This is a genomic window from Pararobbsia alpina, from assembly GCF_965118125.1.
In the GTDB taxonomy this organism is placed as follows: Bacteria; Pseudomonadota; Gammaproteobacteria; order Burkholderiales; family Burkholderiaceae; genus Pararobbsia; species Pararobbsia alpina_A.
Window position 1 is genome coordinate 2,661,690 of record NZ_OZ221288.1, and the last position, 13,065, is coordinate 2,674,754.

Here is a 13,065-nt window from a genome sequence, read left to right on the forward strand (position 1 = left end):
GATTCTGGTGAAAGCACTCGTCCTCGAAGAAGCACACCGCCTCACGCTGCGCGATATCGAATTGCCGCTGTCGGTCGGCCCGCGCGACGTCAAGATCAAGATTCACACGGTGGGTGTCTGCGGTAGCGATGTCCATTACTACCAGCACGGACGCATCGGGCCGTTCAAGGTCGAAGAGCCGATGGTGCTCGGACATGAAGCGTCGGGCACGGTGGTCGAAGTGGGTACCGATGTCACGCATCTGCGCGTGGGTGACCGCGTCTGCATGGAACCCGGCATTCCGCAGCTCGATTCGCCTGCAACGATGCGCGGCCTCTATAACCTCGATCCTGCTGTGCGCTTCTGGGCCACGCCGCCGATTCACGGTTGCCTCACGCCATTCGTCGTGCATCCGGCGGCCTTTACGTTCAAGCTGCCCGACAACGTGAGCTTTGCGGAAGGCGCGATTGTCGAGCCGCTGTCGATCGGTCTGCAGGCTGCGAAGAAGGCGGCGATGAAGCCAGGCGATGTCGCCGTGGTCATCGGGGCGGGGACGATCGGCGCAATGACCGCTTTGGCCGCGCTGGCCGGCGGCGCGTCGCGCGTGATCCTCGCCGATGTCGTCAAGGACAAGCTCGCGCTGTTTGCCAGCAATCCGGCGGTGACGACCGTGGCGGTACGTGAGCAGTCACTCGTCGACGTCGTCAGGCAGGTCACCGATGGCTGGGGTGCCGACGTGGTGTTCGAAGCATCGGGCAGCACGCGCGCGTTCGACAACCTGCTGGATCTCGTATGCCCGGGCGGTTGCGCGGTACTCGTGGGCATGCCGCCGGAGCCCGTCGCGCTCGACGTCGTGTCGATGCAAGCGAAGGAAGTGCGTTTCGAGTCGGTGTTCCGTTACGCGAATATCTTCCCGCGCGCGCTGGCGCTGATCAGCTCGGGCATGATCGACGTCAAGCCGTTTATCTCACGTAAATTCTCGTTCTCCGAAGGTCTGAAGGCATTCGAAGAGGCGGCCGCGGCACGCCCGCAGGACGTCAAGATCCAGATCGAGATGGACTAAGCCATGGCCAAGATCGCTTGCAAAGGGTTGTCCAAGCAATACGACGGCGGACCACCGGTCTTGCATCCGCTGGATATGCAGATCGACGACGGCGAGTTTGTCGTGCTGCTCGGGCCTTCGGGGTGCGGGAAGTCGACGATGCTGCGCATGATTGCCGGGCTCGAAGGCATTTCGGGCGGCGAATTGTCGATTGGCGATAAGGTCGTCAACGACGTGCCGGCGCGTGAACGCAATGTGGCCATGGTGTTTCAGAACTATGCGCTGTACCCGCATATGACGGTGTACAACAATATTGCATTCGGTCTGCGTCGCCTCAAGGTGGCTCAGGCCGAGATCGACCGGCGCGTGCGCGACGTCGCATCGCTGCTCAATCTCGACACGCTGCTCGAGCGCAAGCCCCGGCAAATGTCGGGTGGGCAGCAACAGCGCGCGGCAATCGCGCGGGCGATGATCAAGACGCCCGCCGTGTTCCTGTTCGATGAGCCCCTGTCGAATCTCGATGCGAAGCTGCGTGCCCAATTGCGTGGCGACATCAAGCGGCTGCATCAACGCCTCAAGACGACGACCGTCTATGTGACCCACGACCAGCTCGAGGCGATGACACTGGCCGATCGCGTGGTGCTGATGAAGGGCGGATTGATCGAGCAAGCAGGAACACCGTCTGATCTATATCATTCCCCCCGTACGCTGTTTGCGGCAGGATTTATCGGCACGCCGGCGATGAATGTGGTTTCCGGCGTGGTGGAGCGTGGCGCCGACGGTGTGTTCGTCAAGGCGGTCGGTCAGCGCTGGCCGCTCAAGGCGGGCCGGTTCAGCCGGTTGCAGAACGGGCAGACGGTCAAACTTGCGATTCGCCCGAACTACATCCGGGTGGTGACGCGCGAGGCGGACGGCGATTTGCGGCAGATTCGCGGCACGGTCGAACTGGTGGAGTTGCTCGGCGCGGAAGCGCTGGTCACGTTCGATTGCGCGGGTGAACGTGTCGCGGCATTGATTCCTTCAGATGCCGTGCCGGCGCTCAATAGCGTGGTGATGTTCGAATTCCGTGAGGCGGACCTGCACGTCTTCGATGCGCAGAGCGAGCTGAATGTCGCGTTGGAGCGCGACGCCGGAACGAAACAACAAGAGACACAGAGAACACGCGTCGCCCACGCGATTGGGTGAGGCGCAGGAGAGCCGGTATGAACCCCGATCTGGAACTTGTGCACACACGCAAGGACGAGTCGTTCCGAGCATGGGTCCATGACTATCCTCACACGGTTGCGAAATGGCACTTCCATCCGGAATACGAAGTGCATGTGATCCGTGCGTCGACAGGGAAGTTTTTTGTCGGGGACTATATCGGTGATTTTGCGCCGGGCAATCTGGTGATGACGGGGCCGAATCTCCCGCATAACTGGATCTGCGATACCGGCGAGGGCGTAACGGTGCCCTCGCGTGACTATGTGCTGCAGTTTTCTCGCGAGGCGGTCGAGCGCATGGTGTCCGCGTTTCCGGAGCTTCAGCCGGTGCTGGGTCTGCTCGACGAGGCGTCGCGCGGCATTCAGTTTCCCGATGCGCTCGGCGCGGCGATTGCCCCGTTGATGGTGGAGTTGTCGACCTCGCACGGGCCGCATCGCGTCGGCCTGCTGATGTCGCTGTTCGAGCAACTGATGAGCAGTGCAGACCGCACGCTGCTTGCCGGGCCGGCCTACGACGTCAAGGCGCAGCGCTATATGTCGTCGACGATCAATCAGGTGCTTTCGTATATCCAGCAGAACGTGGCAGGCACCCTGCGAGAGGCCGACGTCGCGGAGCTCGCGGGCATGAGTGTCAGCACGTTTACGCGCTTCTTCCGCAAGAACACGGGCTGCACATTCATGCAGTATTTGCACCGCCTGCGGATTAACGAGGCCTGTGAACTGCTGATGTGCTCGAATCTGAGCGTCACCGATATCTGTTACCGGATCGGCTTCAATAACTTGTCGAACTTCAATCGGCAGTTTCTTACCGCGAAGGGCATGCCGCCGTCGCGGTTCCGTGCATTGCATCAGCTCAACGAGCTTGCCGTCAAAGACCTCACCGTCAAAGAACACATGATCGCCGCTTGATTGTTGCCTGATTGGCGCTTGATTGTCGCTTGAGCGGGCGGCTCGATGGCGGCCTGACCCACTGGCGGACATTCCTCTTCTGCTTTTTACGGACATCCACTTGACGTTCCTCGGCATCGACCTCGGCACTTCCGAGGTCAAGGTTATCCTGACCGAACAGGACTCCACGATCATCGCGAGCGGCGCCGTCAGACTGCGCGTCGATACGCCCCACCCACACTGGTCCGAACAAAGTCCGCAGGCATGGTGGCACGCCACGGTCGACGCGATTGCCGAAGTGCGCGCGAAGGCCCCGGTGCCATTCAAGGCGCTTCGCGGCATCGGCCTGTCGGGACAAATGCATGGTGCGACGCTGCTCGACAAGGGCGGGCAGGTGCTGCGTCCGGCGATTCTCTGGAACGACACGCGCTCATATGCGGAGTGCGTCGAGCTTGAAACGCTCGTGCCGGAGTCCGGAACGATCACGGGCAACCTCGCGATGCCGGGATTTACGGCGCCCAAGTTGCTCTGGCTTGCGAAGTACGAGCCTGCGGTGTTCCGTGCAATACACAAGGTGTTGCTGCCCAAAGACTATGTGGCGTGGCGCCTGAGCGGCGAGTTCGTGTCGGAGATGTCCGATGCTTCAGGCACGCTGTGGCTCGATGTCGCGCGTCGTGACTGGTCGGACCGGATGCTCGAGGCGACGGGGTTGTCGCGTGATCACATGCCCCGCCTTGTCGAAGGCAGCGACGCGGCATCGTCGTTGCGCGACGACTTGCGCCGGGAGTGGGGTATCGATGCGGCGGTGACACTGTGCGGTGGTGCCGGCGACAACGCTGCAAGCGCAGTGGGAATCGGCGTGGCGGGCGCGGGTGATGCGTTTTTGTCGCTGGGCACGTCGGGCGTCTTGTTTGCCGGCACGGATCGCTTCGCGCCCAACCCGGCGCAGGCCGTCCACGCGTTTTGCCACTGCCTGCCCGGACAGTGGCATCAGATGAGTGTGATTCTGTCGGCTGCTTCGAGTCTGAGCTGGCTGGCTGCGACATTGAAGGTGGATGTGGCTTCGCTCGTCGAAGCGGCGGAACGCGTCGGCGGCTTACCTGAGTCGGCTGCCTCGAACGCCCCGGCGGAGTCCGTGTCGCAAGCGGTCGCCACCGCGCCGATCTTCCTGCCGTATCTGAGCGGCGAACGCACACCGCACAACGATGCGAACGCAAAGGGCGTGTTCTACGGCTTGACCGGCTCGCACGATGCTTCGCATCTCGCCTATAGCGTGATGGAAGGCGTCGCGTTCGCGATGGCCGATGGCTATGCCGCGCTCCAGGGGGCAGGTACGACCCTCTCACACGCATCGATTCTGGGTGGCGGGTCGCGCAGTGCGTTCTGGGCACAACTCTGCGCGGATGCGACTGGCATCTCGATGCGCCGTCACGAAGGCAGCGAAGTCGGTGCGGCGCTTGGCGCAGCCCGCCTCGCGCGGCTCGCCGTCACGCACGAAGCGCCGTCGGATGTCTGCGTGGCGCCTCGCGTGATCGAAACACGCGACGCCGGCACGATGCGTAGCGACATACTGAGCGGCCGGCTTGAGCGCTATCGGCGCTTGTATCGCGCGCTCAGCGCCGAGTTTGCGATGCCGGCCTGAGGGGCGCGTTTACAGCGCGTATTTTTCCCGCACGAGATGGCCGATGCCGATCCGGTCAAGGATCTCGAGCGGGCAGAGGAACGTGACGCGGATCGTTCCGGGCAGGCGACTGATGTCGATCGAGCCGTTGATCGTTGCGCGATTGAGCACCTCTTCGTATTGGAGCCCGGTAACTTGCGCCGCGCGGCGCAGCCCGTTTTCGACGGCGGCATTCAGGTTCTCGCCGCTGCCGATAAACGTGATCGGACCGGTTTCCTCGATCTCATGCTGACCCCAGCGCGCGCCGAGTTCTGCCACTTTTTGCCGTTGCTCCGCAGTCATCGGACGCGCCATCGGCGGCAAGTCGTCGAGGTTCTGAAGCAGAATCGGACCCTCGAGTTTGAGGTGCTTGATGACCTCGACCGTCACTTCAGTCTCGCCGGATACATCGGTCGCGTGCCCCGCGATTTCTCCGTTGCCCTGCTGAGCGTGCATATCGCCAAGGTAGACCCCGGCACCCGGAACCTTGACCGGGCAAATCAGGATCGCGCCTTCGCGCACGGAATTCGTATCCATGTGTCCGTCTGTCTTGGCTGCATGCAGCTCGTCTCTCGTCAGCGCGTAGCGATGGGGGGCGCCGACGAGATACTGGCCAAAATCCGCGCAGTTGTGTGAGTCGGGCAGATCCCGCGACGGCGTCGTGCCGATATTGCCGAGGAACGGCCGCATCGGAGCCGCCACGCCAGGCATGTCGGCGCGCGCAAGCGAAAGGATTGAATGTTGCGCGGCAAGCTCGGGCAATGCCGACATGAGCGACGCTTTGCCGGCGAGGCGATCGGCGATGTCCTGATTGACGGTCAGACTCACCTGACTGGCCTCATCGAAGACGATCACATAGCCATGTCTGAAGCGAAACGCATTGACCTCGGCACCGCACTGGCTGCAGCGAATCGCGTCCGCACCGATGCCGTCGACGTGGCTCGCAGGGTGTTCCGTGCCACACGAAGCGCAGAATTTGGCAACGAACGGATCGCCGTGATAGCGCCCTTCGACAAATTCCATGACGCCCGATGACGTCGCCGTCGATGTCACGCGCAGGCGTTGAATCGTGAGCGCGACGGCGTCGCCGATTTCAGCGCCCTCGATCGCGACGGGCTGAGTCACCTCATGGCCGCCCTCGAACGCGGGGGTGATCATCGGGCCCCAGCATCCGGGTGGCGTCCCGGCGATCAGCGTGCCGCCGTTCGCAAGAGGGCCGAGCATCGGCTGGCTCGGGCCTAGCAATCCGTTGGTGTAGGTATCGACGCGAAGACGGGGCACGGCGCCTTGCGTTGTCCGGGGCGTGGCGCCATCCGGCGTATGGGTCGCGGCGGATGCGTCGGGGTTGAGGGATGGATTCGCGGTCGTGTTCGCCATGGTAAATCTCCGTGTGCCGAATGCCATTCGGCGGTCTTGAACTGGATGGGCGATTGCGTGAACCCGATAACCGCTCGCAGCATGTTTATAAAGCGCGAGGTGTTTTATTCAGCAGAATCATTTGCGCGGAATGGCGCGAGATTGTTGGGCGTTGAATAAAGTAGTGCGTGGCAATCGCTTGGACTGAATCATGTTCAATTCATTTTTTCATGTCAAGCGTAATCGATTAAATCGCATGCGATACAATGTGATACATGCATGACATAAGCCAGATACTTGACAGTGCTACGGTACGTTGTGGCCTGGTCAAAACGCTGGAAATGCCGCAGTTTCGCTTAGAAAATATTGATGGCGTTACGCGCTTGCTTGTTGACGATGAAGTTATGCTTCGAATGTGAAGTCATTGTGATTGGTTTATTGATGACTGCCTAAATCGTGCAGATGTTCCATGATTGTTTTCCGGTAAAAGTAAATCGGTTTAATTAAAATTGATATAAGGCAAATCAATTAAATCTTCACCGATTATCGTGGTGCGCATTCAATAATATCGTTAAAGCGGAAACCCATCTGCGAAAGCTTCGCGCAAATACGCAATAAAGAGCGCGACCGCGCGCGGCACGTGTGGCGCATACGGACGCACCACGTACAGCTGCTCGGCGAAAGCCCCGACTGGCCGCCAGTCGTCGAGCAATAGGTCGAGCTTGCCGGCCTGGACGCCAGCCTGTGCGCTGAAATCCGGCACGAGTGCAATACCGAGGTCATCGGTGGCCGCATCGCGCAGCGACTCGCTGTTGTTGGCGGCAAAAGGGCCACTGACGGTCACGGCAACCGGGCCGGCTTTGGCCTTGCGTGCCGATTTCGGTTCGAAGGTCCAGATCGCAGGGCCCGCTGCGCGTGGATAGAACAGGCAATCGTGGTCGCTCAGTTCAGACGGATGCTCCGGGCGACCGCGACGCTTGAGGTAGGCGCGAGTCGCGACGATGACCGAGCGGGTGTCGCAAAGCTTCCACGCGACATGTGTTTCCGGTGCCTGCGCGCTGTGACGAATCGCGAGGTCGAACCCCTCGGTCGCCAGGGAGACGAGTCGGTCCGACACCTCGAGTTGCACGCGCACCTCGGGGTTTGCGCGCAGAAACGCCGACATTCTCGGCCCGAGCTGTTGCCGTGCAAACGCAACGGGGGCCGTCACGCGAACGAGTCCGCGCGCCACGCCGGCCAGCTCACGCACCCCGGCAAAGCTTGCCGCGATCTGTTCGTATTGCCCGCGCGTACTGTCGACGAGATGTTGACCGGCCTCGGTGAGGCGCACGCTGCGCGTGGTGCGCTGCACCAGTGAAATGCCTGCTGCACGCTCGAGTTCCGCAATGCGCTGGCTCATGGCGGCCTTGCTCACGCCTAGCCGCGCTGCAGCACGCGTATAGGAGCCTTGTTCGGCCAGCATCGTGAGCCAGTGCAGGTGCGTCCAGAGGTTCTCTATTTTTTGCGAATCCATGCCTTGATTGTTCACGATAGAAAACAATAAGTTCAGGGCCCGAGTCTATGCGCTTCGACGGCGGGTTTCTACACTTGCTTCACGATTCCCTCACACCGGAGACGATTCACGATGGAAGCCCAGGTCAAGACCTCCTACGCGGCAGCCCCCTTTACGGACACGGCCGACGTTGCACACTTCATTCAGGGCGCCGCTGCGCGCGGCGCAGCGCGGCGCACGCAACCGGTGTTCAACCCGGCGACGGGTGAGGAAGCACGTACGCTGGTGCTGGGCGAGGTGTCGGACGTCGAGGCGGCGGTTGCGAGTGCGCGTGCAGCGTTTCCGAAGTGGGCGGATACGCCGCCGATTCGCCGTGCACGCGTGATGTTCCGTTTCCTCGAACTCATGAACCAGCACCGCGATGAACTGGCGGCGATCATCACCGCCGAACACGGCAAGGTGTTCTCGGATGCGCAGGGTGAGGTCGCGCGCGGCATCGACGTGATCGAATTCGCGTGCGGTATTCCGCAATTGCTCAAGGGCGCGCATACCGAGCAGGTATCGACGGGCATGGACAACTGGACGGTGCGTCAGCCGCTTGGTGTGGTTGCGGGCATCACGCCGTTCAATTTCCCGTGCATGGTGCCGTGCTGGATGTTCCCGGTCGCCCTGGCGGCAGGCAATACCTTTGTGCTCAAGCCGAGCGAGCGTGATCCATCGGCGTCGCTGTTCATGGCTCGCCTGCTCAAGGAAGCCGGGTTGCCCGACGGTGTGTTCAACGTCGTGCAGGGTGACAAGGTCGTCGTCGACGCGCTGCTCACGCACCCCGACGTTCGTGCGATCAGCTTTGTCGGATCGACACCGATTGCCAACTACATCTACGAAACCGGCGCGAAGCACGGCAAGCGTGTGCAGGCACTGGGTGGCGCGAAGAACCATATGGTGGTGATGCCCGATGCGGATCTCGATCAGGCCGTCGATGCCTTGATCGGTGCGGGCTATGGTTCAGCAGGCGAGCGCTGCATGGCGATCTCGGTGGCCGTGCTCGTCGGCGATGTGGCAGACAAGATCATTCCGCGCCTTGCTGAGCGCGCGAAGCAACTGGTCATCAAGAACGGTATGGAACCCGATGCGGAAATGGGACCGATCGTCACGAAGCAGGCGCTCGAGCGGATCGAGGGCTATGTCGCACTCGGCGTCGAAGAAGGCGCGACGCTGGTGGTCGATGGCCGTGGTCACAAGGTCGCGGGTCACGAACACGGGTTCTTCACAGGCGGAACCCTGTTCGATCATGTGACACCCGACATGCGCATCTACAAGGAAGAGATTTTCGGACCGGTGCTGGGTTGCGTCCGCGTGAAGGACTTCGGCGATGCGATCGACCTGGTCAACGCGCACGAATTCGGCAACGGTGTCGCGGTCTTTACGAAGGATGGCCAGATCGCACGGGAATTCGGCCGCCGTATCGAAGTGGGCATGGTCGGCATCAATGTGCCGATTCCCGTGCCGATGGCATGGCACGGCTTCGGTGGCTGGAAGCGCAGCCTGTTCGGCGATATGCATGCGTACGGCGAAGAAGGCGTGCGCTTCTATACGAAGCAGAAGTCGATCATGCAGCGCTGGCCCGAAAGCATCGAGAAGGGTGCCGAGTTCGCGATGCCGACTGCGAAGTAAGAACGGCCGGTGGTGACGACAGGTTCTCGCTTGGGGACCCGGGTCGAATGTGTGTCGCTGGTTATGCGATGTGCTCGCCGCCGACGCTGACGCTGACGTTGACTGGCACTGCCGAAGAAAAAACGCCGCATGCGTTCCATGCGGCGTTTTTTTATTGCTACCCGGCCTTCGAGGCAGGTCGCTTACTCGACGCCTTCGACGATCCGGAAGTCGCGGTCCGCGGCGGTACCCAGTACCTCTAGCGCGTGCTTGTATGCCTCGCACTCATAGGTCTCGACAGCTTTCGCAACGCTTTCGAATTCGGAAATGACGACGCGCTCGGTCAGTCCGAGTTCGTAGGCCACCGCTGCAGGACCGCGCGTCAGAATGCGGCCACCGTGCTCACGAATGATCGGGCCGGCGAGTTTGCTGTACTCCGCAGCCTGTTCGGGGTTGCTGATCTTGCGATAGGTGACGACCCAATAGCCTTTAGCCATTGTTGTACTCCAGACAATGTGTGGGGGAACCCGTGGGACGGGAAAGCTCCGCTCTGCGTTGGCCGGGCGATCGAGCCCGTCGTGTGCGGCCCGGCAGCGTGAACGTGTCGCGGGCGAGCATAGCAAGAAATGGAAAAAATGGCCGATGGCCGGGTAAAGCCATAACCGAAGTAGGGTCGGCGGCCTGCTCCCCAGGAGGCTGTGCGTGCAGAGATCAGTAGGGGTCTCTGCGCGTCGTGGTGGGGCGATGAACATATCGCATTGATGAGGACGCGATGAGGGCGTTGCCAACGCGTGAGTTTCTGCGCTGGCCAGCTCGTCCTGACCCGTCTTTATCTTGGCTTGCTTGCTTCGTCTTGTTTGTGTTCTTTCGACGTGCAGACTGAAATACCGATACGGATACGTGTCGGTCAAAATTACAGATACATCGATTGCTCACTGCATGACCTGGCATACATCGGCACGCAATCAGTATGCATTTGCAATCGTTAGTCTATCGAAAGGTAATTGTTACTGAGATTGCTACGCTTTCGGCGTTTTTTCCCACAGCGATGCTTTGCGCTATCAGCCTCTTCTCGACAGTTTGAAACGGCACGGTTATTCTGCCCCACGCATGCATCCGCGCATGGGGCCAATCCTGCGCGATGCCGTCCGACTGTGCGCACAGAGCGGAATCACGGGGACCCTTGAGCACGCGACAGGCTGCTCGTGGTTAACCCCCCTTTATCCCCGCTATCGATCTGCCGTCATTGTTCGTAGGCCATGCTGGTGCAGGGGTGCCAGTGTGATACCGCTTGGCGAACAGATACGAGCGCGCGCAGATTGCAGGACCCACTGACAACTCAAAAAATCAAGAGGGCGCCTATGCGAGGGATGGACAGGGCGACGAACCGGCAACTGCTCAGGGCGACCTGGCCGTTTCTGGTGGTCGTCGTCTTGATGGTCGCGCTTGCCTCAGTGAGCTTGCAGATCATGTCGTCGGTGCGCGCGTACATCGGCGGGGAGAGCACATGGTCCAAAGGCCAGAAGGACGCCGTGTTCTATCTGAGCATGTACGGCCACACGGGCGACGGACCGACCTTCGACAAATATCAGGCGGCGATTGCACGCCCCCTTGCGCTTCAGCGCGCGCGTCTCGCACTCGATCGGGACACGCCTGATGTCGCGGCGGCACGCCAGGCCCTCATCTTCAGCGGCATTTTTCCGGGCGACGTCGACGGCGTGATCTGGGTGTTCCGCACCTTCCGTCATCTCGACGACTTCAAGACCGCGTTAGGCTATTGGAGCGAAGGCGATACCCTGATCAACAGCATGGCGAGTGTCGGTGACCGCCTTCAGGCCGAACTCAAGAGTCCGCGGCCGGGGCCCGACGACATCGACCGGCTCATGGCCGAACTCGAGCGCATCAATGAAACGGTGTCACCGATTTCGGTGGCATTTTCAAACGTGTTGAGTTCAGCGTTCAGAAAAGTCGCGACGTTGCTGCTGGTGACCAATGTGGCCGTTGCATTGATTCTTGCCGCGCTGTCAGGGATCTACGCGCGGCGTTATCTGGCTGCGGTGCTCTCGAAGGAAAAGGCGCTGCGTGCGAGCGAAGCGCGTGCGAGGGCCATGCTGGGTTCCATCGGCGAAGCGGTCATTTCGCTGCGCCCTTCGGGGGTGGTTGAATTCCTGAACCCGGTTGCGGAACGGTTGCTCGACACAACGCCGGGCGCTGCGCTGGGCCAGTCGTTCGCCACGCTGGCGTCGTTTCGCGACGAGCATGACGGGACACTGGTCGATCTGATCCGCGAGGCGTTTGCATCCGACGAGTCGCCCTCGGGTCCGGTCGAGCTGCAGCTCAACACGCATCGCGGCGCGACGACGTACGTGCAGGTAGTGACCTCGGTGCTGCGCGATTTCAACGACGCACCCTCCGGGGTGGTGCTGTTGCTTCGGAACATGACGGAGCATCGCGAGTACGTCGAGAACCTTGCGTGGCAGGCGACGCACGACAAACTCACGGGGCTGCTCAATCGCGAAGCGTTCGAGCATCGCCTCGGAGAAGTCGTGAATGCGCGTGCTGCAGACGAGAAGAACGGGCTGACGACGCTGATCGTGCTCGACCTCGATCAGTTCAAGACGGTCAACGACAGCTTTGGTCATGCGGCCGGCGATGTCATGTTGCAGCAGATCGCGCAGTTCATCGCGGCGGGTCTTGAGCCGGGCGAACTGGCGGGCCGGCTGGGTGGAGACGAATTCGGATTGTTGCTGGCAACGCGCGAGTATGAAACCGCTCATGAGCGCGCGGAAACCATTCGCCGCTCGTTTGCTGCTTTTGAATGGACATGGGGCACGCATCATTTGACGGCGACGGCGAGCATTGGTGCTGTCGACCTCCGAGTCAATGCGCTCAGCGATGCCAAGCTCGCGCTTCGGTATGCCGATGTCGCTTGCTATATGGCGAAGGCGCGCGGCCGTGATCGTGTGCAGATCGCGTCGTCGACAGACGGTGAACTCACGAGGCAGGTCGGACAAGTGTCGTGGGCAGGGCGCATTCGCGATGCGCTCGCGCAGAATCGTTTCAGGCTTTACGTTCAACCGATTTGCCGCACGAGCGACGATTTCGATCCTGATCGTCGAGTCGAGCATCACCACCACGAAATTCTGTTGCGTATGGTGGACGAAGACGGCAGCATCATCGCGCCGGGCGCTTTTATCCCGGCAGCCGAACGGTACGGTTTGATGTCCGCGATCGACCGATGGGTCGTCAAGGAAAGTCTGCGGCGCATCCGCAGCTTGCCGAACGACCCGCGTGTCGAGTTTGCGATCAATCTGTCGGGCGCGTCGATCGGCGACGAGCGCTTTATCGATTATCTGTTCGCGCAGATCACGCAGTCCGGCGTACGGCCGCAAAGCCTGTGCTTTGAAATAACTGAAACCACTGCGGTTGCAAATCTCGGTATTGCGGGCCAATTTATTTCAGAGCTTAAGGATCGCGGCTGTCGCTTTGCGCTCGACGACTTTGGTGCAGGCATGTCGTCGTTCGGTTATCTGAAGGGCCTTCCTGTGGATTACCTCAAGATCGACGGCAGCTTCATTAAAGATATGCTCAGCGACCCCGTCGATCAGGAGATGGTGGCGGCCATTAACGATATCGCGCACTCGATGGGAAGAAAAACCATCGCAGAATACGTCGAGGATCGCGATACGTTGATGGCGCTCAGGAAGATGGGGGTCGACTATGTTCAAGGGTACTACTTTGGTCGTCCGCAGCCGTGGGTCTGTGAGACGAGTGCCGAAACGCTAAGTTAGGA

General features: G+C 60.9%; 9 protein-coding genes. 6 read left to right on the forward strand and 3 right to left on the reverse strand.

From position 1 onward, the window contains the following. Positions 1-7 precede the first annotated feature (7 nt). The 4 genes from ACMFWR_RS29870 (at position 8) to xylB (ending at position 4,753) form a co-directional block, all read left to right on the forward strand. Complete coding sequence (locus ACMFWR_RS29870) at positions 8-1,042, forward strand: NAD(P)-dependent alcohol dehydrogenase (RefSeq protein WP_413195989.1); 1,035 nt, start codon at positions 8-10, stop codon at positions 1,040-1,042. A 3-nt stretch (positions 1,043-1,045) separates the two neighbouring features. Continuing rightward, positions 1,046-2,206 (forward strand): ABC transporter ATP-binding protein, encoded by a 1,161-nt coding sequence (locus ACMFWR_RS29875; protein ID WP_413195990.1) that lies wholly within the window; start codon positions 1,046-1,048, stop codon positions 2,204-2,206. 17 nt (positions 2,207-2,223) lie between these two features. Continuing rightward, complete coding sequence (locus tag ACMFWR_RS29880) at positions 2,224-3,132, forward strand: AraC family transcriptional regulator (RefSeq protein WP_413195991.1); 909 nt, start codon at positions 2,224-2,226, stop codon at positions 3,130-3,132. Between the two features lie 100 nt (positions 3,133-3,232). Then, the gene (gene xylB, locus ACMFWR_RS29885; RefSeq protein ID WP_413195992.1) at positions 3,233-4,753 is read left to right on the forward strand and encodes a xylulokinase; all 1,521 of its coding nucleotides are present in this window, start codon (positions 3,233-3,235) and stop codon (positions 4,751-4,753) included. 9 nt (positions 4,754-4,762) lie between these two features. Here xylB and ACMFWR_RS29890 read toward each other — a convergent pair whose 3' ends face one another. Together ACMFWR_RS29890 and ACMFWR_RS29895 are read right to left on the reverse strand one after the other, a co-directional pair. Beyond that, positions 4,763-6,148, reverse strand: coding sequence for an acetamidase/formamidase family protein (locus ACMFWR_RS29890; protein ID WP_413195993.1), 1,386 nt, complete (start codon positions 6,146-6,148; stop codon positions 4,763-4,765). Between the two features lie 550 nt (positions 6,149-6,698). Beyond that, complete coding sequence (locus ACMFWR_RS29895; protein ID WP_413195994.1) at positions 6,699-7,640, reverse strand: LysR family transcriptional regulator; 942 nt, start codon at positions 7,638-7,640, stop codon at positions 6,699-6,701. Between the two features lie 111 nt (positions 7,641-7,751). Here ACMFWR_RS29895 and ACMFWR_RS29900 point away from each other — a divergent pair, with 111 nt between their 5' ends. Beyond that, entirely contained in the window at positions 7,752-9,293 is a 1,542-nt protein-coding gene (locus ACMFWR_RS29900) for a CoA-acylating methylmalonate-semialdehyde dehydrogenase (RefSeq protein ID WP_413195995.1), read from the forward strand. A gap of 182 nt (positions 9,294-9,475) precedes the next feature. Here the strand turns inward: ACMFWR_RS29900 and ACMFWR_RS29905 are convergent, their stop codons facing one another. Next, positions 9,476-9,769, reverse strand: coding sequence for a DUF1330 domain-containing protein (locus tag ACMFWR_RS29905; protein WP_413195996.1), 294 nt, complete (start codon positions 9,767-9,769; stop codon positions 9,476-9,478). Positions 9,770-10,633: 864 nt separating this feature from the next. Here ACMFWR_RS29905 and ACMFWR_RS29910 point away from each other — a divergent pair. After that, on the forward strand, positions 10,634-13,063 hold the full coding sequence (locus ACMFWR_RS29910) for a putative bifunctional diguanylate cyclase/phosphodiesterase (protein ID WP_413195997.1): 2,430 nt from the start codon (positions 10,634-10,636) through the stop codon (positions 13,061-13,063). The last annotated feature ends 2 nt before the right edge of the window (positions 13,064-13,065 follow it).